At 60.9% G+C, this 23,044-nt stretch carries 32 protein-coding genes and 1 tRNA gene; 11 read left to right on the forward strand and 22 right to left on the reverse strand.

All coding sequences use genetic code 11. The features are described from left to right. Nucleotides 1–6: 6 nt before the first annotated feature. Nucleotides 7–708, reverse strand: coding sequence for a YdcF family protein (locus KIT10_14370; protein MCW5900446.1), 702 nt, complete (start codon nt 706–708; stop codon nt 7–9). An 11-nt stretch (nt 709–719) separates the two neighbouring features. Continuing rightward, a complete protein-coding gene (gene purB / locus KIT10_14375; GenBank protein ID MCW5900447.1) occupies nt 720–2,087 on the reverse strand; it encodes an adenylosuccinate lyase in 1,368 nt (455 codons plus the stop codon). A gap of 182 nt (nt 2,088–2,269) precedes the next feature. On the opposite strand from purB, the gene KIT10_14380 reads away from it, so the two are divergent. Beyond that, the gene (locus KIT10_14380) at nt 2,270–3,082 is read left to right on the forward strand and encodes an EI24 domain-containing protein (protein ID MCW5900448.1); all 813 of its coding nucleotides are present in this window, start codon (nt 2,270–2,272) and stop codon (nt 3,080–3,082) included. On the opposite strand, the gene KIT10_14385 is transcribed toward KIT10_14380, so the two are convergent. After that, nucleotides 3,070–3,369, reverse strand: a complete 300-nt coding sequence (locus KIT10_14385) for a hypothetical protein (protein MCW5900449.1) — start codon at nt 3,367–3,369, stop codon at nt 3,070–3,072. The two genes, KIT10_14380 and KIT10_14385, sit on opposite strands and share 13 nt — an antisense overlap. Before the next feature lie 747 nt (nt 3,370–4,116). Between KIT10_14385 and KIT10_14390 the strand changes: the two genes are divergently transcribed. The 4 genes from KIT10_14390 (at nt 4,117) to KIT10_14405 (ending at nt 8,565) form a co-directional block, all read left to right on the forward strand. Then, on the forward strand, nt 4,117–5,142 hold the full coding sequence (locus KIT10_14390) for a T9SS type A sorting domain-containing protein (protein ID MCW5900450.1): 1,026 nt from the start codon (nt 4,117–4,119) through the stop codon (nt 5,140–5,142). A 45-nt stretch (nt 5,143–5,187) separates the two neighbouring features. Then, on the forward strand, nt 5,188–5,745 hold the full coding sequence (locus KIT10_14395; GenBank protein MCW5900451.1) for a hypothetical protein: 558 nt from the start codon (nt 5,188–5,190) through the stop codon (nt 5,743–5,745). 466 nt (nt 5,746–6,211) lie between these two features. Further along, a complete protein-coding gene (locus KIT10_14400) occupies nt 6,212–7,249 on the forward strand; it encodes a hypothetical protein (protein ID MCW5900452.1) in 1,038 nt (345 codons plus the stop codon). A gap of 194 nt (nt 7,250–7,443) precedes the next feature. Beyond that, a complete protein-coding gene (locus KIT10_14405) occupies nt 7,444–8,565 on the forward strand; it encodes a hypothetical protein (protein ID MCW5900453.1) in 1,122 nt (373 codons plus the stop codon). 334 nt (nt 8,566–8,899) lie between these two features. Here the strand turns inward: KIT10_14405 and KIT10_14410 are convergent, their stop codons facing one another. The 16 genes from KIT10_14410 to KIT10_14485 all read right to left on the reverse strand — a co-directional run bounded on the left by KIT10_14410 (nt 8,900) and on the right by KIT10_14485 (nt 17,388). Then, nucleotides 8,900–9,454 carry a hypothetical protein gene (locus tag KIT10_14410; GenBank protein MCW5900454.1) on the reverse strand — a complete coding sequence of 185 codons (555 nt, stop codon included), beginning with the start codon at nt 9,452–9,454 and terminating at the stop codon, nt 8,900–8,902. Between the two features lie 12 nt (nt 9,455–9,466). Beyond that, nucleotides 9,467–9,784, reverse strand: a complete 318-nt coding sequence (locus KIT10_14415) for a hypothetical protein (GenBank protein MCW5900455.1) — start codon at nt 9,782–9,784, stop codon at nt 9,467–9,469. Nucleotides 9,785–9,987: 203 nt separating this feature from the next. Continuing rightward, nucleotides 9,988–10,395, reverse strand: a complete 408-nt coding sequence (locus KIT10_14420; GenBank protein MCW5900456.1) for a hypothetical protein — start codon at nt 10,393–10,395, stop codon at nt 9,988–9,990. Between the two features lie 104 nt (nt 10,396–10,499). Further along, nucleotides 10,500–10,721 (reverse strand): hypothetical protein, encoded by a 222-nt coding sequence (locus KIT10_14425; GenBank protein MCW5900457.1) that lies wholly within the window; start codon nt 10,719–10,721, stop codon nt 10,500–10,502. Next, nucleotides 10,721–11,176: a hypothetical protein gene (locus tag KIT10_14430; protein MCW5900458.1), complete on the reverse strand. Its 456-nt coding sequence runs from the start codon at nt 11,174–11,176 to the stop codon at nt 10,721–10,723. Before KIT10_14430 ends, KIT10_14425 begins: the two co-directional genes overlap by 1 nt. Before the next feature lie 3 nt (nt 11,177–11,179). Beyond that, complete coding sequence (locus KIT10_14435; protein MCW5900459.1) at nt 11,180–11,401, reverse strand: hypothetical protein; 222 nt, start codon at nt 11,399–11,401, stop codon at nt 11,180–11,182. After that, nucleotides 11,398–11,745: a hypothetical protein gene (locus KIT10_14440; GenBank protein MCW5900460.1), complete on the reverse strand. Its 348-nt coding sequence runs from the start codon at nt 11,743–11,745 to the stop codon at nt 11,398–11,400. Before KIT10_14440 ends, KIT10_14435 begins: the two co-directional genes overlap by 4 nt. Nucleotide 11,746: 1 nt before the next feature. Next, nucleotides 11,747–12,169 (reverse strand): hypothetical protein, encoded by a 423-nt coding sequence (locus KIT10_14445; protein MCW5900461.1) that lies wholly within the window; start codon nt 12,167–12,169, stop codon nt 11,747–11,749. A gap of 274 nt (nt 12,170–12,443) precedes the next feature. Then, nucleotides 12,444–12,743: a hypothetical protein gene (locus KIT10_14450; protein ID MCW5900462.1), complete on the reverse strand. Its 300-nt coding sequence runs from the start codon at nt 12,741–12,743 to the stop codon at nt 12,444–12,446. Continuing rightward, nucleotides 12,713–12,789, reverse strand: a tRNA-Ala gene (locus KIT10_14455). Before KIT10_14455 ends, KIT10_14450 begins: the two co-directional genes overlap by 31 nt. 68 nt (nt 12,790–12,857) lie before the next feature. Further along, a complete protein-coding gene (locus KIT10_14460; GenBank protein MCW5900463.1) occupies nt 12,858–13,508 on the reverse strand; it encodes a DUF3164 family protein in 651 nt (216 codons plus the stop codon). Beyond that, complete coding sequence (locus tag KIT10_14465) at nt 13,492–13,959, reverse strand: hypothetical protein (protein ID MCW5900464.1); 468 nt, start codon at nt 13,957–13,959, stop codon at nt 13,492–13,494. The genes KIT10_14460 and KIT10_14465 overlap by 17 nt, the downstream gene beginning before the upstream one ends. After that, nucleotides 13,956–14,873 (reverse strand): ATP-binding protein, encoded by a 918-nt coding sequence (locus KIT10_14470; GenBank protein ID MCW5900465.1) that lies wholly within the window; start codon nt 14,871–14,873, stop codon nt 13,956–13,958. The genes KIT10_14465 and KIT10_14470 overlap by 4 nt, the downstream gene beginning before the upstream one ends. A 5-nt stretch (nt 14,874–14,878) precedes the next feature. Beyond that, complete coding sequence (locus KIT10_14475) at nt 14,879–15,091, reverse strand: hypothetical protein (protein MCW5900466.1); 213 nt, start codon at nt 15,089–15,091, stop codon at nt 14,879–14,881. A gap of 12 nt (nt 15,092–15,103) precedes the next feature. Next, nucleotides 15,104–17,143 (reverse strand): hypothetical protein, encoded by a 2,040-nt coding sequence (locus KIT10_14480; GenBank protein ID MCW5900467.1) that lies wholly within the window; start codon nt 17,141–17,143, stop codon nt 15,104–15,106. After that, the gene (locus KIT10_14485; GenBank protein MCW5900468.1) at nt 17,137–17,388 is read right to left on the reverse strand and encodes a hypothetical protein; all 252 of its coding nucleotides are present in this window, start codon (nt 17,386–17,388) and stop codon (nt 17,137–17,139) included. Before KIT10_14485 ends, KIT10_14480 begins: the two co-directional genes overlap by 7 nt. Before the next feature lie 74 nt (nt 17,389–17,462). Here KIT10_14485 and KIT10_14490 point away from each other — a divergent pair, with 74 nt between their 5' ends. The 6 genes from KIT10_14490 to KIT10_14515 all read left to right on the forward strand — a co-directional run bounded on the left by KIT10_14490 (nt 17,463) and on the right by KIT10_14515 (nt 20,428). Beyond that, nucleotides 17,463–17,882, forward strand: a complete 420-nt coding sequence (locus KIT10_14490) for a hypothetical protein (protein ID MCW5900469.1) — start codon at nt 17,463–17,465, stop codon at nt 17,880–17,882. A gap of 365 nt (nt 17,883–18,247) precedes the next feature. Further along, entirely contained in the window at nt 18,248–18,415 is a 168-nt protein-coding gene (locus KIT10_14495; GenBank protein ID MCW5900470.1) for a hypothetical protein, read from the forward strand. A gap of 71 nt (nt 18,416–18,486) precedes the next feature. Next, the gene (locus KIT10_14500; GenBank protein MCW5900471.1) at nt 18,487–18,747 is read left to right on the forward strand and encodes a hypothetical protein; all 261 of its coding nucleotides are present in this window, start codon (nt 18,487–18,489) and stop codon (nt 18,745–18,747) included. A gap of 38 nt (nt 18,748–18,785) precedes the next feature. Then, a complete protein-coding gene (locus tag KIT10_14505) occupies nt 18,786–19,532 on the forward strand; it encodes a DNA adenine methylase (protein ID MCW5900472.1) in 747 nt (248 codons plus the stop codon). A 51-nt stretch (nt 19,533–19,583) separates the two neighbouring features. Continuing rightward, the gene (locus KIT10_14510) at nt 19,584–20,153 is read left to right on the forward strand and encodes a sigma-70 family RNA polymerase sigma factor (GenBank protein MCW5900473.1); all 570 of its coding nucleotides are present in this window, start codon (nt 19,584–19,586) and stop codon (nt 20,151–20,153) included. An 89-nt stretch (nt 20,154–20,242) separates the two neighbouring features. Further along, complete coding sequence (locus KIT10_14515; protein MCW5900474.1) at nt 20,243–20,428, forward strand: hypothetical protein; 186 nt, start codon at nt 20,243–20,245, stop codon at nt 20,426–20,428. On the opposite strand, the gene KIT10_14520 is transcribed toward KIT10_14515, so the two are convergent. Genes KIT10_14520 through KIT10_14530 form a run of 3 tightly spaced genes read right to left on the reverse strand, consistent with a single transcriptional unit; the run spans nt 20,429 to nt 22,958 of the window. Then, nucleotides 20,429–20,668, reverse strand: a complete 240-nt coding sequence (locus tag KIT10_14520) for a hypothetical protein (GenBank protein MCW5900475.1) — start codon at nt 20,666–20,668, stop codon at nt 20,429–20,431. Further along, complete coding sequence (locus tag KIT10_14525; GenBank protein ID MCW5900476.1) at nt 20,665–22,404, reverse strand: DUF1566 domain-containing protein; 1,740 nt, start codon at nt 22,402–22,404, stop codon at nt 20,665–20,667. Before KIT10_14525 ends, KIT10_14520 begins: the two co-directional genes overlap by 4 nt. Then, complete coding sequence (locus tag KIT10_14530) at nt 22,401–22,958, reverse strand: phage virion morphogenesis protein (GenBank protein ID MCW5900477.1); 558 nt, start codon at nt 22,956–22,958, stop codon at nt 22,401–22,403. The genes KIT10_14525 and KIT10_14530 overlap by 4 nt, the downstream gene beginning before the upstream one ends. Between the last annotated feature and the right edge of the window lie 86 nt (nt 22,959–23,044).

Here is a 23,044-nt window from a genome sequence, read left to right on the forward strand (position 1 = left end):
TGCCGCCTATTCCGTGATGGTACTGTCGGCTACAGGGACTTCCGGTGCCTCGCCCACCGGCACGGGATCGCCGAGGTAGCGCGGCCGCGTGCCGAAAAGCAGGTCCAGGAAGACCTTCACACGGGCACCTCGCTCGCGCCACCACGTCCTGATGCTGCGCCGGCCGGTGACATCCTTCGCCGCGTAGCCCACCGCTTCGATGCCCAGACGGCCCGCGATGTAAACGGCGCGTTCGGCATGGAAACGCTGGCTCACCACCGTGAAGCGCTGCTGACCGAAGACCTCCCTGGCGCGCACCACCGAGTCGAAGGTTCGGAAGCCCGCGTGGTCCATCACGATGTGCGTGCTGTCCACGCCGAGGCGTATCAATGCGCGGCGCATCACCAGCGGTTCATTGTAGCCCACCGTGGCGTTGTCGCCGCTCACCAACAGGTATCGCACGCGCCCGGCGTGGTAGAGTTCGGCGGCGGCGCCCATGCGGTGCGCGAACCAGGGGTTGGGTCCCCCATCGCGGCTGCGGTGCGAGGTGCCCAGCACCAGGCCCACATCATGCACGGGTACTTCGGACAGGCGGTCGTACATGCGCGCTTCGGTGTGCTTGCGGATCACACGGTCGCACCACCAGGCGTTGATCAGCACCAGCAGGCCAAGGATGAGCAGCCGCCGCAACAGGCGACGCCAGGGTCCTCGTTTCCCGGCAGGGCGCATGGAAGGCGAGCTCAGGGTGTCACCCGGGCCAGCAGGTCGATGCCCGTGTAGTTGCGCGGTGTCAGCTCCTTCAGGCGGCGCTTCAGGTCATCGTCCACGTCGAGGCCGTCGATGAAGGCCGCGATGTCCTCCTGCGTCACGCGGTCCTTGCCGCGGGTGAGTTCCTTCAACCGTTCGTAGGGCTGCGCCACGCCGGCACGCCGCAGGATCGTTTGGATGCCCTCGGCCACCACGGGCCATTGCGCGTCCAGGTCGCGCAGGATGGCCGATTCGTTCAGCAGCAGCTTGCCAAGGCCTTTCTGGAGGGCCTCCACGGCGAGCATGGTGTGCGCCATGGGCACGCCGATGTTGCGCGTCACGGTGCTGTCGGTGAGGTCGCGCTGCAGGCGGCTCACGGGCAGTTTGTCCGCCAGGTGGAGGAAGAGCGCGTTGGCCATGCCCAGGTTGCCTTCGGCGTTCTCGAAGTCGATGGGGTTCACCTTGTGGGGCATGGCGCTGCTGCCGATCTCGCCGGGCTTGATGCGCTGGCGGAAGTAGTCCAGGCTGATGTAGTGCCACAGGTCGCGGCACAGGTCCATCAGCACGGTGTTCACGCGGCGCATGGCATCGAACAGCGCGGCCAGGTGGTCGTAGTGTTCGATCTGCGTGGTGAAATGCTGGCGCCGCAGGCCGAGCTTGTCTTCCAGGAAGCGGTCCGCCAGCTTCACCCAGTCCAATTCCGGATAGGCCGCGTGGTGCGCATTGAAGTTGCCGGTGGCGCCGCCGAATTTGCCGCTGAAGGGGATGTCACGCAGCAGCTTCAGCAGATCGTCCAGCCTTTCCACGAAGACCTGGATCTCCTTGCCCAGCCGGGTGGGCGAGGCCGGCTGGCCGTGTGTGCGGGCCAGCATCGGCACCTGCGCGTGCTCCATGGCAAGGCCATGCAGCCGGTCGCGCAGGCCGATCATCGCAGGCAGGTAGGCCTCGAAGACGAAGTCCTTCACCAGCAACGGCAGCGCCGTGTTGTTCACGTCCTGGCTGGTGAGCGCGAAGTGGGTGAACTCCTGCTGGGCGCTGAAGCCCGCCTCTTCCAAACGCTCTTTCAGGAAATACTCCACCGCCTTCACGTCGTGGTTCGTCACCCGCTCGATCTCCTTGATGCGTTGCGCGTCGCTGGTGCTGAGGTCGTTGATGCGGCGTGCCACGGGTTCCAACTTCGCGAGGTCCACGCCGCGCAATTCCTCCAAAGGGATCTCGCACAGGAAGGCGAAGTAGGCCAGTTCCACCTTCAGGCGGTAGCGCATCAGGGCCTGTTCGCTGAACCAGCGTGCCAGTCCGCGCGTGCGGTCGCGGTAACGGCCGTCGATCGGCGAAATGGCGGTGAGGGGGTTGAGTTCCATGCTTGGCGATGGGAAAGGGCAAAGGTAGCCGGGGGGTGAAGTTGAAGGTTGTGGAGTTGAGGGGTTGGAGGTTCGTTGGGATGACCGGTCGATCGGTGATCCCGTGGCCGGCGATCTTCGCTCCGCGAGCATCCTTTCGCTCACAACATTCAACCTCCCACCCCTCAACTTCGCCAACCACCATGACCTTCTTCAACCAAGCGGCCCACGGCCTCAACGGCTACATGCGGGCCTTTGGCTTCGCGTTGCGCCATGGCATGGGCTGGATGTTCCTGATGCCGGCGCTGCTTTGGGTGCTGCTGGCCTTCGGGCTCTACGCGGTGTTGCAGGGCCCTGTGCAGACCTTGTCCGACTGGGTGGGCGGGTACCTCGCCATTCCGGTGGCCGAGGGAGAGAACGGCGCCTGGCACGACATCAAGGCCTTCATCAATGGCGCACGTGGACTGGTGGTGGCCATCGTGCTCAAACTCGCCATCGCCTACCTGCTCTTCGTGGCCAACAAGTACATCGTGCTGGTGCTGCTCTCACCGCTGCTGGCCTATGCGAGCGAGCGCGCGGAGGAGATCCTCACGGGCCGCAGCTGGCCTTTCAGCTGGGGGCGCCTGCTGAAGGATGCGCTGCGTGGTTCGCTGGTGGCGCTGCGCAACGGCATCCTGGAATTGTCCATCAGTGTGGGCGTATGGGTGCTCACGCTCATGGTGCCGCTCTTCGCGCCACTGTCGGTGGTGGTGCTCTTCATCGTGTCGTCGTACTTCTATGGCTTCAGCATGTTCGACTATCTCTTCGAGCGGCGGCGGCTGCGCATCGGCGAAAGCGTGCGCGCGGTGAATGACCGGCTCGGTGCGGTAATGGCCAACGGCGCCCTCTTCAGCCTGCTGATGAAGCTGCCGCTGCTGGGCCTGATGTTCGCGCCACCCATGGCCGCCATCGGCGCGGTGCTGGCGGAGGTACGCATGGAGGCCAGGCGCACGAAGGCGGTCCCTCAGAACGGATAGCCGATCCCCAGGTTGAAGTTGAACTGGGTGCGGTAGTTCACCGGTGCGCCCACGGTTTCGCTGAGCGCGGCTTCGTACTTGTCCTTGGGCTGGAAGAGCCAGCGTTCGCCGGGCGGCAGGCTGGGGTCCTTGGTCTGCATGCCCAGGTCGAAGCGCACGATGAAGAAGTCGAAGTTGAGCCGCGCGCCCACGCCGGTGCCCACGGCCAGCTCGCTGAGGAAGTCGCCCACCGCCGCTGGTCTCCTGCAAGGGATCCAGGGTCCCTTTTCCGGTGTTGTGTCTTCCATGGCTGCTCCCATTGTGCCATATATGCATTGGGAGCGCTGCAGGCCATGCTGGGATGTGGGCGTGAGCGGTGATGTCCGCCATTTGAACAGTTTTTTCCCCAGGCATACGGGATGCACGGATCCTCATGGATACAAGCGAACGATCTCCATTCGGCCATGAAATGTGTGTCTCAGGATATGTAATAGTTCCAACAAGATGATATGAAGTATCGCACATATCCTTGGTGGATGCCAATTGGATCCCTATGTTCGAAAGGTTGAAACTGCGATACCCTGTTTCCGGGAGGGTGTTCCGCAGGTTGGAGAAGGCCGAAGTCAAACCCATGGCGATCCATGGACCTGGATCACAGTACATACCACCGCAACAGGCCAGGCGCAGCATCCAAGACGGCAGCGGGTGCGCGCGCTCCGTCACCGCGACGAAGTGACCGGTCTCTCTCTCTACAATGACGCGGCCTGCACGGGCTGCACAAGAGAAGCCCCCAGCGCTTGCGACGCCAGGGGCCCTGTCACTCATGTCCCACCTAACTGCGACGTAAGATGAACACAAGCTGAAGCAAAGGTACAGACCCTTGGGGAGCAGGCGCTTGCCCCAAGGGCGCCGGGTACGGCGGGCGGGCCACAGGCTCGCCCGCACGGGCAGGCAGCGCATCCATGGTGGTGCGCTGTCTACCTTACCCAGGAGCGCCAGCATGTTTCTGGGCCGGAACGATGCTTCCGGCTGATACGAACAAGCACACGAACACGATGAACACCGCCAAGACATGCGCCATTGAGCAAGGTTTGCTGCTTGTGGTGGCCTTGATAGTGGCGGTATTCCGCATACCCTCTGCCACATACGCCCAGAACCTGGTGCCCAACCCGGGGTTCGAGGAGGCGGACACCTGCTCCACGATGAGCTTCGGTATTGAAGGGCCACTCCATTGGTTCAGCGCCAACGGAAGCCCCGATCATCTGCAAAGCTGTTTGCCCTATGGTGCCTTCAATGGGTTGCCCTTGAATTTCTTCACCTACCAAGAGCCGTTCGAGGGTTCCTCCTGCGTGGGTATGCACACTTACTATCAGAATGGCCAAGCCGAGTACCGGGAGTGGATCATGGCTCCGTTGTTGGAACCCTTGGTGGTGGGGCAGACCTACTACGGCAGCTTCCGGGCGAACGCGGCTTTCGGCGGCAACGCCCAGTATCCCCAGCAGTGGTTGGCCAATGACAAGGTAGGTATGCTCTTCACCATGCAGGACCGGCCGTGGGCCGATGGAGACCCGTACCCTGTGCCGCCCAATTATGCACACATAGTCCATCCGCAGATCCTTGCGGATACGGTGGGCTGGACCTTGGTGAGTGGCAGCTTCGTGGCGGACAGTGCCTACCAGTACGTGATGATCGGGCAGTTCTTCAGCAACGCTTTGACGGATACACTGCATCTCGCTCCACAAGGAGACCCCTGGTTCTGGTACCCTCGCGCATATACCTTGGTGGATGCGGTTTGCGTATCGGCGAGTCCGGGCGGTTGCGATCTGGGGCAAGGGGTGGTCGATCCGCAGGCCACAGGCCTTTTGCTGTTCCCCAATCCTGCGCAGGACCAGTTGATCGTGGGCCAGCGGGCCGGGGCTGAGGTGCAGGTGCTGGATGCTGTGGGGCGCTTGCTTTGGCAGGGCCGGATCACGAGCGACCGTTGGGTGTTGGATGTGGGGTCTTGGGCGCGCGGTGCCTATTTGTTGCGCATGGCGCATCGCGGCCGGGTGGAAACGCACAAGTTCGTATTGACCGATTGATCGCATCGTTCCGGTCCTTTCAGTGAACACCTAACATGAACGGACATGAGAACGAAGAGTTTTTTTAAGCACCTGATGCTGGGTGCGCTCTTGCTCACCACAGGCAAGGTGGCGGGGCAAGTGACTACTGCCAATAACGTGGCTAACGCCGGTACCGATTTTCTGGGCTGGGATAACACCTTCCCGGCGAACAACTTTCCATTGCGGGTACGGCATGATCTGAACCAGCCGATCGAGTGGTACACGGCCGCGGTGCGGCTGCTGCTGCTGCTGCAGAACGCCACTTACGCCATCGGCCCCTTCGGCGGGCAGGTGAAGAACGGAGCCCTGCTGCTGAGCCCGGATGTGGACCAGTTCTACGGCAACGGGGCGCCGGGCCCATACAGCCTGCTGCATCTGGCGGCAGCCAACAATAATGCCCAGCAGGACAGCTACCGGCCGTGGATGAACACCGGCATCACCTTCACGGGCAATGATGATCAAGGCTACATCGGTCAGAAGGCGGGTGAGCTGGACTACACCGACTTGGTGATCCACTGGAGCGACAACCCCAACGGCAGCCCCTGGGTCGTTGATCGGATAGTTCGTGTAGGCAACAATTGAGCTATCGAGTTTTCCATCAAGCATGCACGGATTGGATACTTCTACTACATTCACCATCATGAACGCGCGGCCTGCCTTCTTCACTTTGGCGCCACTGGGCCGCAGAGCCGCAGAGCCGCAGAGCCGCAGAGCCGCGTAGGTACCAGCACGACAAGTTCCCCACGCACTGCGAACCATTCACCGCGCACGTCTTCGTTTTCTCCACAACCCAATTGCTTCGCCATGGAGCGCACCCCACCATACCACTTGTAGGCGCGGTCCGTTGATCGCGGGGCAGTGGGATCATCTGATCGACCGATCGTCTGATCTTCTGATCGTCTGATCGATCCATTGCCCCGGCCCCTCCCGGCCGCCGAATGGGAGGACGTACGCTGCGCTTCCTGCGCAGCGTACAGTAGATTTGGAATGAAGACCGGAGCGATGCGTGCCCTGGTGTTGCGCTTGGGTACTGCAACACGAACGATCGATGCTGCACCATTGGATGAATGGCGCGTGGCGGCCTGTAGCCGCAAGGCTTATGGTCTGCTTCCTGCTGTTCATCACCGCCTACATTGCTTCTGCCCAAGGCAACTTGGTGCCCAATGCGAGCTTCGAGCTGATCGATGAGTGCCCCACGTTCCCCACCATGCTTGGTTTTCAGGCCACCTCAAAGCCCACCTATTGGGAGAAGTGGCTGAACAGCCCGGACTATTTCAACGCCTGTGTGGATACCATGACCGGTGTGCCCGGTAACGTGTTCGGCCACCAGCATCCTCGGGATGGTCATGCGTACATCGGTATGTGGACCTACGGTAATTTCGGTGATGAGTTCCGAGAGATCGTAGGCGTGGAACTGATAGAACCGCTCCAGGTCGGCGTTAACTACCACCTGAGTTTTGGGGTATGTGCGGCTGAAGGGACCACCTCGCCACCCGGTGCTGCGCAGCCCACCCATTGGGCGGCCAACAACATCGGGTTGTTGTTCACCATGGAGCATAACATCTGGACAGGCTTCCAAGGCCCCCCGTTCCCGCCACGCAACTATGCGCACTTGCATGCACAGGAGGTGGTGGCCGATACGGCGCAATGGATGCTCATCAGTGGGGAGTTCGTGGCGGATAGCGCGTATCGATATCTGGCTATCGGCAACTTCTTCGAGAACGCGCTGACCGATACGGTGCATGTGACTCAAGGGCCTTCTTCGGGTGCCTATGTCTATGTGGATGCCGTGTGTGTGACACAGAACTCGGCCGGATGTGAATTCACCAGTGGCGTCGGCACGCATAGTGGGCCATTGGAAGTTTTGGCCTATCCCAATCCTGCAATGACCACCTTGGAGGTCAGGCTGGGCCAACATGCCGATGTCGAATGGGTGGTTACGGATGTGCTTGGGAAGTCCGTGGACCATGGACGTACGGGTGGGCAAAATGTCCGATTGGATGTCAGCACGTGGCCAATGGGTCCATACAGCATGCTGTTTGGCGGCGTAAATAGAAGCGTGGTTCGATTCGTTGTGGTGCATTGAGCAACGTCCGGTCTTCGTAGAGCAACACGAAGACCATGAAAACTTCAAGAACAATTTGCCTGGCTGTTGCCATAGGAGCAGCGGCCCAGGGCATGGCACAGTGGGAAACGTTCGGGAACAGTGTTGCTGGTGGGGACTACTTGGGCGCTGATGCCACGAGCATCGCCCCTCTGCACCTTCGCACGATCCCCCACTTGCCGATCCACTTCAGCACCAGCGATACGCTTCGGATGCGGATCAACCCCTACTTGCCCAGTGTGGATGTTGGCGAGGAATGGCCCGGCCAGAACCTATCGGGGTTTGTCGGCATCGGGGACTTCAGTACCACGGTGGTGAACAGGCCCGTATCGCTGCTGCATCTGGACCACAAGGGAGGCGTGCTGGTAGGCTGGCGCCCCTGGATGCGCACTGGCACGCTGTGTACCCTGGGTTCCGATCTGATGTACGTGGGTACCAAGCAGGAAGCGCCGGACCGGGTGGATGCGGTGATCGCATGGGCTGACAATGTGGAGGATGTCTCGGCCTTCGGACCCGATGCCTTGCGCTTCATCTTCACCCGGGCGCCTTACCAGACCGGCGCTGCTGCGGACACCAATGGCTTGGAGATCGCACGAATGATCCCCGATACCACAGGCAACGAAGGCTTTCTTGGCCTTGGTGACTTCTTCAACGCCGGAACGCAACCGGATGAAAAGCTAGATCTGCTGGATCGCACCATCCGCCTGCGGGATTTCGTGCATCCTACGCTCTACCGGAATGATTCGCAGGACCGTGTTCTGGTGGCCGACTCCACCGATGGCCGGGTCTTTTGGCGGCCATTGAACGGCCTGACCGATTGCGCCTCGGGATGGGCAATGAACGGTGCCGACCCGGTGACGGCGTACAATGGGCATCCGTGCCCGCCACAGGCCATCAACCGCGTGGGTATCGGCCTGGCCGAGCCACTGGCCAAGTTGCATGTGCTGAAGGTCCTTTCCAATGCTTTGCAGACCGAACGCGCAGGGTTCTTTCATATCCGGACCGCGGCACCGGTCAATATCGGTATGGACGGTCTTTCTGACGGAAGCGAGACCAATGTCCTGAACGTGGGCGGACGCGGCAACGGAACGAACAGCCCAACGGCATACGGCCTTTGGGGCATAGCAGACTCGCCGTTCGGAGGCGCCAAGAACATCGGTGTGAAAGGGGATGCGATGGATGGCCAGCAGAACTACGGTAGGGGAGGCCGATCGAAAGGTACAAGTCTCCCAAATCACCCCAAAAACCCCGATTCCCGCGCCACTGTAGGCCACGCACAGCCCCAGAGCGCCCGGTGACGCGCCGATCGAATGGTACAGATCCGATGATCCGCCGCCATCGTACCGCCTGCGCAGAAGCTGTTCAACGCTATTGAACCGCCGTTAGCGCCTCCTGGTGCCCTTCCCGCACTGCCGTAGCGCCATCGCCCCAGCTCTGATATGGCAGCGGCCGTGCGCCGACCTTTGGCCGTGCCAAACGAATCGTACAGATCGAACGGCCTGGGCATACCCTTGGGCATACCTATCGTCGCCGGGTCGCCCTTGGAGGGCTAACAAGGAGAAGGCCCGCAATCCTGCGGGCCTTCATTGTGAGGTCGCAGCGCCGGAGCGCTCGACCTGTCGATATGGGCGTTCACTGAATCCCCTCGGCGAGGTTCAGGCTGTCCGTAGCCGCCTGGAAGGGCATGATACGAGCCACCTCGTATGTCTCTGCCTGGCCCTTCTTGACCTCCACGATGCGGTCACCGTAGACGAACCACCAGGCCCCATTCGAGAGCTTGCGGCTGTGCGTTGGCTCGCCAATCTGGTGCATCAGCGTGTCGGCATCCATGCCCGTATACACAGCGCTCAGGTCCCATATCTTCACAGCGGCCTCGGGCTGCTGGACTGCTGGGATGTCGGCTTCCTGAAGAGCTTCACGAACTGCTTTCCGGCCCTGCTCCATCCCCTTCATGCGATTGCTCCAGTCGGCCTCGATGCTGGAGACCCTTCCGCGCTCCATCACCACGCCGGTGGAGCCGTAACGGTAGACCTGGAGGAACATGACTTGCTCGATGGCGTCTGGCTCGCCAACGGCAGCGACCAGCTCCTCGGCGGTCATGCCCTCCTGGACCTTGCTCGCGTCGAACGAGGAACAGGCCGCGAGGAGGGTGACAGCCAGTAGTATGGGTATCAACTTCGTCTTCATGATGACAGGGGTTTAGGGTTTGGAGTTTCGGCGTGGTCGATAGGTGCTCTTGAACTTCTCGCAGCTCTCGAATGTAACGGTGAACGGCAACTTGCCACGAGTGAGCGTACCGATGCTCACGTACACGCGGATGGAATCGTACGGGCATCCTATGTATTGCGCGGCATCAGGGTAATTCAGGTCACCCTCGGCGGCATCGCGCAGCCTCGTGGTGCTCTTGCGGGTTTGCGTCTTGGCCAGTATGCGGGCTGCACGCTCGTCGGCGATACGCGCAATGAAACCCTGAACACGTGGGTGGGCCAGTAGCTCGTTTATCTGCTCGTCGGTCATGACAGAAGGTCCTTGAGTTTGCGTAGTATCTCAGCCTCTCCGCTTGAAACGCCGAGCCGATCTTCAGCGTCACGCACTGCCAGGTCCATGCTTCGGGCCACCTGGCCTAAGTCGCACTCTGCATTGGCGCGGCCTATCCGCTTCCACTCCCCACGACGGAGGAGCAGGTCCAGGAATTCGACTGTGATGGAGTACTTCATCGTTCAAGTGTGATCCAGCCAACGCTCTGCACGCAGGTAGCTGGCTGGGTATTGCAGGTGTTTCCTATCGCGGCGGCAGGCATCCTTGTACCTGGAGATATAGTCGAAGGCGAGCTGCCTGCTGGCCTCTGGCATCCGCTCCCAGGCCTTCATGGTATCCTTCTTCCCCTCCTTGTAATCGTACTTCCGCCAGAAGTCCTCGAACGTGACGTTGAGCACGGTGAGCTTCAGGTGGGCAGCTCGGAACACGGCCTTCACATCCTGCTCCCGAAGCGGTGCGTGACGGAAGGGCCACACCTGTGCGGTCTCGTTGGGCATGTCCTCCACTTGGACCTCGCTCAGAAGGCCATTCCCATCATAGCCCAGGATGACGCGACCAGGGGACTTTGTGCCGGTGATCAGGTAACGCATGGTGATCAGGGTTTGCGCCAGCCTTGGATGCGGTCCAGTACCACGATGACCAGGGCAAGGAAAGCCTCCAGGGGGATGGTGATGATGCGGTGCCACTGCATTGCTCAGCTCAGGTGTAAGGGTTCGACATCGTACTGGCGGGTGTCGCTGGACAGGTCCTGACGGAGCTTTTCGGCCATGTACTTCGTGAGGTGCATCGCCATGCCCACCGATGGGGTGTGGTAGGTGGTGGTACACACGGGGTGCCTTGCCACTTCATGGAGGAACAATCGCTTGCCATCGAAGTAGGTGCTGAGCACGTATCGGGGTTTACACGGCCGTGCCATCACGCTTCAGCTTTAGGTCCGTTGAACACATTGCGCATGGCTGCTCGCTCTGCCTGGCATTTTTCGCATCGACAACTGGCCCGCTGCGCATTCACCACGTTGGTAATGGCCATTCGGCACACGGCTCCCAGCTCTTGCAGTGCACCATCTCGCCAGTTTCGACTTGCCCCGCCGGTGGCCACACGGCCATCTGCAAGCACGCGCACCAGCACAACAGCATCACAGTTCTTGTCCTCTTGCATCACCTTTCCCATGAGCTGCACGGCTGCACTGCGCTGGCCAGGTGTCATGTCCGCATTCTCCGTGCTGGTGGCAACGCGCTCAATGAGCTTCTCCATAACGGCCTCGGTGAGCTGCTCCAGCGCCTTTGGTCCCTTCAGTTTCAGGAGCTGGTCGTCGAAGCTGTCCAGCACGCTGGCCACGGCGAACTTCAGGTTGTTCTCTTGCTCAGCCATGGCTCAGGAGTTTGCGAAGCGCGCAACCTCAGCCTGCTGGTTGCGCCAGGCCGCGATGCGTTCGTGCTGGTCCTCGGCAATCCGGCGGGCCACGTCCTCGGGTTCGCGGCCGCAGGCCCAGTCCTCTTCCACAAGGACGAAGTGTTGATCGAAGTCGAGCACGGTGGCGCAGCCGCGCTTGTGCAGTTCGTCGTTCAGTTCGTCCAGCCAGTCGGGCTTGCTCATCCAGTGGTGCATGGGGGTGGGGATTTGGGGGTTACGGTGGTATAGGCGGTCATTTTGGGGTCCAGCTCGGCGAGCAGTATCCTCAGTTCGGTGCGCGCCCGACCCTCCTCGTAGAGATCCAGACCCACCATGCATATGCGCCGGAACGCCAGCGCTTGGTACACTGGCAGTATCAAGCGATACTCCATCTTGCGCTCGGCATGGCGACGGCGCATTCGAACGTCCAAACCCTGGACGATGCTGTGCAACATGTTCAGCGATTCCCCCCGTGGCCGCTCTTCGAGGAATTGGTCCATCAAGTTGATCACGATGCCCATCTGGTCGTGATTCATTCGGAAGCGCACGTCAGCCATGGTTCTGCTGTATTGCCCTGTAGTCACTCGCCACGATGGCCTCCGCCTGGCTCACCAGCTTGGGCAGCTCTGCCACGGTGTAGGCGTTCAGCTCCTTGCCCAAGTATCCATACTTGCGCACCCAGGCATACACATGCGCCATGTCCGGCTTGCCCTGGACATTCACTGCGCCACGAGCTGCAAGGATGCCGATGATCTTGCGGCGCATTCTCTGGCCAGCCTGGAGCCTCGGATTCATCTGCATCTCTTCCATCCGGCGTTCCAGTCGGCGCAGCTCCACTACGGTCAAACGGCGCAGGCTATCCGTGCCTCCGCGAGTGAACTCCCGCACCAGCTCACCATGGTTCTCGTATGGCCAATGAGGGTCGCTCTTGGCATCCTTCCATAGCAGGAAGAATCGGCTATATGTGCTCATCGTCTGAGTTTGAAGATGTCGTCGATCGCTTTGAGCCGTGCGCGTTGCACGGCAATGGCTCGTTCATCGCTGCTGTCCAGCTTTGAATGGCGAGTTCCAGCTCGGCCCTTTCCGGGTCCGTCCGTGCATCCTTGAGCTGCCTCCGGAACTGCTCTATCATGTCGCTTATCGCCTGCCGATGCTGGTCGTCGAACAGCGTGAGGGTGGCCGTGCCATTCACCTGGGTATGTCGGCGGGTCGGCATGCAGGATGTATTCACACCAATCGTGTGCGATCACTTGCCCGCGTAGATGTTGTGGTCGCGCAGATATTGTCGCACGGCCTTGCCCACGTCGAGGCGGATGCCTTGGCCAGTGCGGTTCGATCCGCATTTCCGCCAGAGCTTTCCCCGCTTCACCTCCCATCGCAGGTGTGTCACGTTGATGTTCAGCTCACCGATGCGGTGCGAGCCGATGATCGGCTCATTCGCCAGGTCCTTCAGGGCCTGGTCGTATTCCTGCCAGTGGGTGCAGTCGCGGTCCATCGTGTTCGGGGTTGTGGTGTTGGGGGGCCGGAAAAGGGATCGAACCTTCATCGCCGGTAGCTAGCCGACTGCCTATCCAGTTTCAGCCATCCGGCCCGTGTGGCCCGACGGAGGTGACAGAACCGCCGGGCCTGGGAAGCGGGCACTCCTACCCGCACTTGGTCTTCACATGCGGCTCCAGTTCATGGTGATGTCCTGCCAGCGGCCTTGCTCATCCTTGCGGTACGCGCGGATGTATGTCTGGCTGCTGGTGGGCTTGTAGCTCTTCGCCAGCAGGTCCAGCGCCTCGCTGAAGCGGGGGTCACTGACATCTTCCTCGTGCTTGCGCAACTTGGCCACAAGGCGTTCATCGTAGTCACCCTTGCTGTTGCGCATCAGGATGCTGTCGATGATCTTGTACATGCCCTTGTTGCGGCCCTCGAACTTGTCTCGCAGCACCTGGCGGATGGTCTCGATGGCCATGATGCTGGTCTCGTCGTACTCGCAGCGCCACTGGCGCTCTATCACCACCTTGCGCAGGCCGTCGCTGCTGGTGAGGGTGTAGCTGTCTATGCCCTCCTTGGGCTCGCGGTCGTAGGCCAGGTACATCTTCTCGTGCAGCTCCATCCCCAGCTTCACGGCGTGGTCCTTGAACTCCTTGAGGGTGGCGCTCAGCTCGGCCATCTTGCCGAAGCAGGTCTCCAGGTACTCATCGCGCAGGCGGTCGTACTCGCGGCGTTTGGCATCGGCCTCGGCCTTCTCCTTGGCCTTGGCCTCCTTGGCCAGGCGCGAGAGTTCGGCCGCGCTCAGGCCCTTGATGTCAGCAGTTGCTCTCATGGTGTTGGGGTTGGGTTTGCTCGTTCTTGGTGTCGGCAGGAGGTCTTATCACCAGCACGCTTTTGCCTTCCACCATCTTCATCCACAGGTCGAATGCCCGTGCGTAGTGTGCCGTGTAGCGCAGTGTGTAGGCTTCCTTCAGCAATGCCTCACGCTTCCAGTCATTAGGCTGGTGCGGCACCAGGCTTTCTGGGCCGAACCACTCTGCCCAGAGGCGCACCTCGAATGCACGCCACGCCATTTCGTAGAACGTCCACCAGCCGATAGCGGCGAGGTGCTCGCGGTACTGTGAGCACGCCTCCAGGCTTACGGTGCCTACCGGTCGCACCAGATCATCCAGGCATTGACAACCGCTCTCCAGTATCAGCAGCTGGTAGCTCAGGTCGTCCATGCCGGTGGCCTCCTGTATGCCCGTGCGGGCCTCGTTGCTGCGTTGTATCAAGGCGTTCATGCCGCGATGCGGGACTTCTTCACCTGGATCCTAGCGTAGCGCAAGCCGCGCCCCATGTCCTCCAGGCTGCGTGTTACGACCGCCTCCAGGCGCTCGGGGTCCGTAAGTCCATTGGCCCTGCACACCTGCATCACCTGCTGCTGTATGAACTTGCGCTGCGCGTGTGGCTCCTGCGGTACCACATGTAGGTATCTGCCACCAAAGCGGCTGTAAACCTCCTCGAAGCTGTTCCGCTTCAGGCGGATGCTGTTCTCGATGCGCTTGCGGAGGTCGGGAGCGCCTACCATATAGAAGCCGCACACGAATTCAAGCTCGTTGTAGAGCCGCTTCAACAGTCTGTAGGTGCTGTTGTCCATGTCACCGGCCTCGTCAATGATGAGGATGGGCCGCTCCAGGCTCTTCAGGTAGTAAGTGAAGTCTGCCAGTACATCCTCGGCGCTGCCCTTGGCTTCGATGCCAGCAGCCTGCGCCAGGGCGCGGATGAAGCGGAACCGATTGGGCGCTAGACCGCCGTTGATATAGAAGGCGTTCCGGTGCGTGGCGGCGAACTCCTTGCACACATGTGTTTTTCCGATCCCAGCGCGGTCGCAGAACATGGCAGCGAGGCTTTCCGCCTGGCACACCTCAAGCTGCTTGCTGATGGTGAGGTAGGTCTCCGTGCGGGCCGTCACCCACTTCTCCGCAGGCGTGAACTCGAAGCCCACCGACCTGGCGATGCGCAGCCACTTGCTGTGGCTCAACAGCCGGTCGTTGCTGGCCCATTTCTCGGAGGCGATGTTGCTGAAGTCGCTGCTGTTGATGCCGATGCTAACGGCATACTTCGCCCGGCTGCTGAAGCCGCTCTTCTCATATGCTTCCATCAGTTTGGCACCGATGGCCTGCTTCTGTTCGTGGGTCAACGTGGGCTTGTTCATGGCGTTCAGGCTATGGTGGTTCGTGTCACGTCCGTCAGGTTGCGACGATCAGTTTCAGGATGGCGGTGAGAAAGGCCGAATTCGGCTCGGCCCAACATCAGGTCCTTCAGTCCTAGGTTCAGCTCCTGCCTGGCCATTGCGATGGCCTCCTTGCGCAGGTACTCGGGTAGCCCGTGGTAATTCACGCTTACAGCCTTGGTCGTATCGATGGTTTCCATGGTTCGTGGGGTTTAGAGGTTGTCCACCGCGCGCTGCTGTATCTCAGCCTCGCTGTAGTTCCGTACGTGTTGCTGTGCGGCCTTGTGGCTGCCCTTGATCATGATGTAGTTCTTCTCCACCGCCTCTTGCTCTGGCGTCATCCGCATCACATCGTCCGTCTTGCTGCCTGCACGTGGTCGGCGCACCAGGCTCGCATCCAGCAGGAGCTGCTCGGCCAGGTAGGCCATCTGCTCCCTGTTATTCAGGATGCTGTCTATCGCTGCCTGGCTCAGCTCCTTCTTGAAGGATTCAGTGGCCGCGAGCTGTGCCCTGGTCTCAGGCGTGTGGTCCATGAGCGCCATTGGCATCGGCATCACTTCCGGCACCAGATATCGGCGCAGGCCGTCCATGCTGGTGGCCAGCACAGTGCTCAGGTCCTGCGGGTCGTAGGTGATGCGGAAGCGGGCACCCACCTCGCGCTGGAAGGCAGTGCTCAGCAATTGGTAGGGCCGCTCTTCTCCAAGGATGGTAGGGCATAGGCCTCGGTTCGTCAGCTCGTTCTCCCACTTGTGCTGCACACCGAACAGCTCCAGGTACTGCTCGCGGCCAATGGCGCGAAGCGTGCCGGCGGGCATGGCCTCCAGCGCCTGTCGGTATGCTGCAACCTTGTCGGCTCGCTCTGCTGCGATCGCCTCGTGGATCTGTGCGATCACACCGTGCTCGTCCGGGAAGTGCTTTCGCAGGCTGTTCAGCGCTTCCGGGCTCGGCTGGTTTTCGCTCCTGGAGGTTACGTTGTGGCCGCTCCAGTTGTAGTTGCGGTTCACGTAGGTGTCGTTGTGGTGCTTGAACCAGGGCTCCACGATCTTGCTGCGGCTGTTCCTCGCCGCTGCCGGTGTATACTTCACGCCCATGCGCTCGTACCACTCGCCCAGCGTCTTGTGGCCAAGGCGGTCGCTTTGCACCTGGTAGGGCAGGGCGTAGCTGCCGGTCAGCTCCTTCATGTGCAGCACCGCGTTGGCCACCGCCTCCTGCGCCAGCGCAATGGTGTCCTGGTCGCCGATGGCGTAGCCCACCGGATACCACGTGTGCGGGTCCACCACCACCACTACCAGCTTGCGGTGGTGGTGCGTCACCTTGCCGCCCTCTTCCTTGCGGTATAGCAGCTCGTAGTCCGTGCCATCGTGCACCCACATGTAGGTGGGCTGCGTGGGCCTGCTGCGGTGTACCACTATGCCGTAGTTGTTACTGTACTGCGCGATGCCCTTGGCATAGATGCTGGCCGCGCGGCCATTGTTCCCATCGGCCAGAAAGCGCCGCACCGTGTTGGCGCTGATAGTTGGCCAGCCCTTCGCCGCAGCGATGCGGTTGTAGTCCGTGGCGTTGCGCTGTAGGCTGTAGTTCTGGTGGCGGCTGCAAACCATCAGCAGGGCCTTGCGCTGGTCATCGCCCAGCTTGCTACTGTTCGCGTTGCCCTGGCCACCGTGTATCAGCGTGGCCGCTCCAGGCTGGCCCTCGGCCTTGGCTGCCAGGTAGGCGCGCTTGCGCGCCTCCAGCCGGGCGAAGCTCGTGGGGAACTTCTTCGGGAGGCGCTCACGGTTGGCCTTGATGTAAGCCAGGATGGTTTCCTTCAGCGCCATCACCGTCATGCCAAACTCCGCCTGCACTGCCCGCGAGCCTCCCTCCTTCATCACCTGGTCAAGCGTAGCCACCAGGTTCATGATGGCAGCGGCCTTCTTCAGCTCGCGGCGCTTCTCGGGTGAAAGGCCGAGGCCGTTGCTGCTCTTGAAGCCCTCGATGTGCCGCTCGTCCTCGGGCGTTAGGACCAGGTGGCGCTCCACAAGCTGCGCCTTGGCGATGTGCTCCGGGTCGCCACCAAGGTGCGCGGCAACCAGCTCCTGGTACTTCGGTGCGAGGCTCTTCCAGTCGATCAGGGCAGGCCGTCCACCACTACCGCGCTGACAAATCGTTATGCGCCCCTCCCTCACGCCCTTGTCATAGGCGGGCTTGCTCAGGCAGCGGTCGTTCACCAGGTCGGCGAACTCCAGTAGATATGTGCCCTCAAGAACTACCATGCGCCGAGGTCGCCCTTCAGCCGGGCGCGATCCAGGGTGATGCGGTTCGCTGTCTTCCAGATGCGCAACGCCAGGGCGGACTGCGCTTTGCGCTTCTCGGTCAGGACCTTCTTTACATAGTCCGGTGTGGCGCGGGTGATCTCTGCGATGAGAGCCTTGTCGCCCTTTCGCAGGTCCCTTGTGATGCGCTGCTTGGCGGCATCGGTTAGCCCATATGCAGGGCGCGTCCTTTCTTTGTCCCTCATTACGGGGACAAACGTATTGAGATAACTCTACACAGTCAAGAGACTTCTCTGCATATAGTTTTCAACATGACAGCGTGAGTACCATTATAGACCGCCTTCAAGAGTTGATCCAGGCGTATGGCCTGAACAATAACAGCCTCACCGTGAAGGCGGGATTGAGCGTGGGCCTCATTGCTCAGTCGATCAAGAATGGGAAGGGGTTGCACTCTGATACTATACAGAAGATCCTCAATGCTTACCCTGAGGTCAGTGCCGAATGGTTCGTCATGGGCCGTGGCCAGATGAAGCGCACCGCCCAGCACCAGGGCCTTCCTATTGCCGCCGAACCACCAGCTCCCTATGTTACGCCATCTGAAGAACTTCTCAATGCCGCTCGTGAGGCAGGTCGGCAAGCAGCTCGAGAAGAGCTGAACGCCCTGCTCGAGCGAAAACGAACAAGCCCCGTCCTGGCGGGAGGCGCCAATAGCGACGGGGCAAAGCTGAAGAAGAGTTGACCGAATGGACCCCTACAGAAAGGACTTGCATCTTCCGCATGATTGATCGTGCTTAGATGCGTCATGAACGCAGCGCAACTCCAAAGCCTCATCAAGGGCGGCAACATCACCCGATGGAGCACCCTCGAAGCCGCCCGATCTCAGGCGACGGCGCAGCCCTACTACACGGTCATTCTGCTTGGCTGCGACGGCCGGTATTGGGTGCCAGCCACCCCACGCCCGGCTCGCCAACTCTTGGCCGCCGGGTACGAAGCTGCGGAGTAGTGTAGAACCGCTGGAACCCCAGTAAAACCAGGGGCGCCTTTTTTCCCCCATCCCGTTGATGCTCCATTGCGCGCGCTCTGCACAAGCCGGGCACCAACGCAATGAAGCGCCTTCTGTACGCAGTGGTATTTTCGGTAGCTCTCTACTACAACACCATGGACCCATACTCACGCGCCGTGTGGCGCAGCATGGGTGCCAAGGCCATCATCGCGGCCGGGGCGCTGGTGCTGTGGGGCCTTATCGAACTGGTGCGCTGGCTCATTCCCTGAGGTCAACCTCCACGGTCCACATTTGACCGAGTGGTCCGGAACCCGCAGCATACGCGGCACGTACACGCGTCATGGGCCGCAAGACGTGCATCGTGGTGCGTTGGAAGAAGAGTGGCAAATGGGAGGCCTGGTCCAGCTTGGCCGCATTCAGCAGCTTCCACCCGGGCTACCCGACAGGCTTCATCCGCAGGCGAACGGTTGAAGGTGTATTCGAGCACTATCGGTTCGAGTTGCGCCGTGTTGAATGGCGGATCAGTCCCGTCCGCTTGCGCGTGAAGGGCCTTGCGCGCAAAAAGCCCGGCCCCAAAGCACCACGTACGAAGCGAACTTGATGGGCCACTGGCGTACAGCGCTGCGCTGCTTCGCCGCCATGATACTCACACGCCTAGGAAACAAGCGGCGTATCGCCGCCAAGATCCTGCCACACATTCCCGACCATAAACTCTGGCTTGAGCCATTCTTCGGTGCAGGCGGGTTGTTCTTCTCCAAACAGCCCGCCCAGCGCAGCATTGTGAACGACCTGGACGGCGAGGTCTACAACCTGTTCTGCGTCATCCTGGACAGGTCAGCAGAGCTGGAGGAGGCCTGGTACAATACGCCCATCCACGAGGACCTGTGGAAGCACTGGAAGAAGGAGATGCCGGACGATCCCGTGTGGCGGGCCGTGCGCTTCCTGTTGCAGAGCAACTTCGGCTTCCTGGGCAAGCCGCAGACCCTCCAGTGGAACAAGAAGAACGCCAAGCGACTGCTCCAGGAACGCATCGCAACCACGCGGGAGCTGCTCTACGATGTTGAGTTCATGAACTGCGACTTCCGCAACATGCTTCGGCGCATACCGATGAGCAAGAACGAACGGGCCAACGCCTTCCTTTACGCCGACCCACCATACCTGGGCACCGATAACAACTACGGCAGGGCCGCAGCTTGGTGCGAGCAGGACACCGGCGACTTGTTCACAGAGCTGCTTGCCAGTGGGCTACGCTTCGCAATCAGTGAGTTCGACAACCCGGTGGTGCTGGAGCTGGCCAAGGAGCACGACCTGCGCACCATCATCATCGGAGAGCGGCACAACCTGCGCAACCGGCGTACGGAGATAATCATCACAAATGTTGATTGAACAGCCAGTTGTTCATTGTTGGGCATACCCGTGATCGGTTCTTTGGGTTCCATGGTATCGGAGGACTTGGGGCATGCGGGGGGGGCTGGCACTGCTGGGCTCCCTTGCCCCACGGCCGATGCGGCTGCGGTCGCATTCGTCCGCAGCTACCGGCCCGCCATCGATTGGGCCATCAGGACAGCGGCCATACCGCGCGCTGACCGTAACGACCTGGTGCAGGATATCACCATCAAGGTGCTTGAGCGCTTTCGGCGTCATGGCCTCGTTAACACGAATGGCAGCAACCTCAGCTATGCGATCGCGGTGGCTCGCAGTTGTGCGTTCACTTGGCTCAAAATGCGGAAGCGAACAGCCACCGCGCACCTCGCCGCCGAGGCCGATGCTCGCTTGCGAGACGTCGACCAGGTAGTGGATGACCAAGTCATACGCCAGGACGGCCATGCGCGCTTGCGATACGCCATCGCTAGCCTCACGCCGTTCCAGCGCTACTTGATGGAGCGCGTGATGGACGGTGCCACACCCACCGGGATCGCACGGGAGAACGGTTGGTCAGAACAGGCCACGAGAAAGGCGCACCGACGCGCGGTAAAGGAGTTGCGCAAACGACTCGTCCCACGATGAAGAACTCGAAGCCCCTGGCCGCAGTGGCCTTGGCCACATTCCTCCTCTCGCTGATCGCCCTTGTGCTCTGCGGCTGCTCCATTTGACACATGGCAAGGAACAACGACCTTATCGCAAGGCGCAATGCCCAGATCCGCAAGGACTATGAGAAGCTCCGTTCCGCGAAGCAGGGGCGAAAGCCCAAGTTCACGGCCGAATATGTGATCAGTCTGCTTTCCGAGCGCTATTACCTCAGCGAGCGCCGCATAGAAGACCTGGTGTGGACCAAGGGGTGATCACCCCACCTCCAGCGTAGGCAGGTATGCCTGCACGGCCGCCGATACATGTTCATCGCCCCAGGTGCCATTCACGTAAGGCTGTGGCGGCAGCCTATGTAGAACGCGAAGGTTCGGGCCGCAGTCCAGCACAATTGTTGGCGTGAAGGTCTGCTCGGCGGGCCGGTCAACGGTGTGCAGCACTTGCCATTCCGGGTCTTCCAGGATCACACCTGGGTGGGTATCCAGTTGTAGCCTCATGGTGGTGTTGGTGGTGTCCAGCGGCGAACAAAGAGACCGTAGCGGTTGGTGGTCGCGGCCTTGGATGCAGCGGTCGCGGTTCCTGTAGTTCCACCAGCGACAATTATGCCGTAGGCAGAGCCAACCGTTCCGGGCACCGTTGTGCCGGTGAACCAAGTGAATGAGGGTTGAAGGATCGGACCATAGTTCAGCACCCCAGCCTGCTTGTAGTTGAGCAAAGTCATGAGCACACGAAGGCCGGGCAGGTGCCAATCCGAATGGCCTGCGAAGGAGTGCGCTTCTGCGGCCGCGATGATGTCTGTCCAGTTCGGGCCGGTAAGCGGCGAATTCGGCACATACCACTGAAGCCGCGTGAAGTGGTCAATGAAGGTTCGGTTGCCCGACACGTCATAGGCTGTTCCGTCAGGCGCGGTGAACCGGTTGGTGTTCCCAAAGGCGTTGGGCCAGCCAAGGGTTTCTTCATCAACAAGGTACTGGTGCTTACTCAGGTACCCGACGGTCTGAGTGAGGTCATACCAACCTTGCTGAAGCAACCAAGGGTCATCCCCCAGAACACTACTCGCTGCTGGGCCTGCGTGCAGGTGCCGACCGAAGTTGTAGATGATCGGGTCGCCCTCTTCCGGAAGCGTGTAGAACGGGTTGGTGATGTCGCGGTATGCGTGCGGCGTGACGCCGTCGGCCTTCAGTAGTGTGAACCTCGGGATCACGTAAGCCGGTCGAAGCAGCCCCCCGCCGTACTCGGTGTTGGAAGGCGCGGTTGCTGCCGTGTAGCCAGCTGCGTTGATATAGCGGTTGTTGCTTAGCGGCAAGTTCTCGCTCTCGCCAGCAGGCGTGACCTGCACGATCGTCGCGCCAGTAGTTGTCCGTGTAACCGCGTCAGGACAAACGTACGGGGGGGCTCCGCCCTGCACAGTGCCGAGCAACGCGCCCGCACTGTTTCGGATCTCCACGGCCGGCAACAGGCTCTGCACGTAGTTCACCTGGTCTGGCGTCATCACCGCGTAGAGCTGCTGGGGCGTGGCTTCGCCCACCAGCGTCTCCAGGTCACCGGCATTGCCGCCCAGCAGGATGTACAGGTCCGCAGCCTGTTGCGTGGTCAAACTCTGCGCGATCACCTGCACCGTGGTGATGGGTATAAGCTGCTGTACCGTGGGACATTCACCAGGTGCAGGCGTGATGGGTGGCACCTCGCCGGTGACCGGCTCTATCTCCAGCTGGTGCGGTGGCATCAGGTACTGGAGCTGCGGGCTGGTGCTGTTGTCGTGTATGATGCAGCGGTAGGTCTGCCCGTACATGTACATGTAGGGTGGCGCATCGGCCTTCCGCTGCATGCCCACGCGGCTTAGGGGCGAGTAGTGCTCGCCGCTCGCGTTGTGCAAAGCGACGTGCAGCTTTCGCATCAGGCCCACGAATTGCATGGCCCGGCGCTGGCCAGCGCTGCCGTGGGTGGTATCCTGCACGGTCTCGGTGGCCACCCACACGGTCACGTCCATCTCCAGCTGCTGCGCCAGGTCGCCCACATCGTTCACCTGTGCGGCCTGGAAGTCCAGGAACACGGCCGGTGCGCGGAAGGGGAGCCATTTGCCATCGCTATCGATCACTTGGTCCTGACCGTAGTACAGGTCCACGTGCTTGATCTCCGGCACCTTGGCCTTTATCAACTCGCACAGCTCCTTGTACGCTTCGCCCCAGTCCTGGAAGATGGGATCTACGTTGTCGTTCGTGTTCCAGCTCATTTAACCAGTGGTTCAACAATGGACTTGAGAATGATGCGCCGCATTTCCATACGCAGCACGTGGCTGTCACCCATGAACTTGCGCTGTGGTATCACCGTGTTCATCCTTCGGGTACTGGCCCTCACCTTGGCCTCCTTGCGCATGCGCGTACCGGCCTTGGTGCGGGCCATATGTGCGCGGCGATCGAAGGCGCGCACGGATACGGACTTGGATATGGTGCCGCCATCGTTGTGTATGGCGGCATAGGGCACATGGCTTCCGCCAGCCACCACTTGTATGTCGTTCCACTGCCACCGGACCAGGCGCACGCTGTTGCGCAGAAGTCCGAATTGGTAGAGGATGGTATGAGGTTTCTGCTTACCGCGCTTGGTCATGGGCGGTTTGGCGCGTTTGCGCCAGGGCACCAGGGCCTTATCGGTAAAGCCTTGGTTCTTGAAGCTGTTGCGGAAGTGCGTTTCGGCGGCCTGGCCGAGCTTCTTGGGTAGCTTGGTCACCAGGTCTTTCTGCATCCGCTGGATGCGCTTATCGAGGTTCTGTATCCCGTAGACCGGCATGATGTGCTATTTTTGCTCCAGGACGCCCCCTGATGTGCCCTTGCGCTGCAATGGCTTACGACGGCTTTGCTTCGGCACTGTGAAAC

Source organism: Flavobacteriales bacterium, from assembly GCA_026129465.1.
Taxonomy (GTDB): Bacteria; Bacteroidota; Bacteroidia; order Flavobacteriales_F; family PHOS-HE28; genus PHOS-HE28.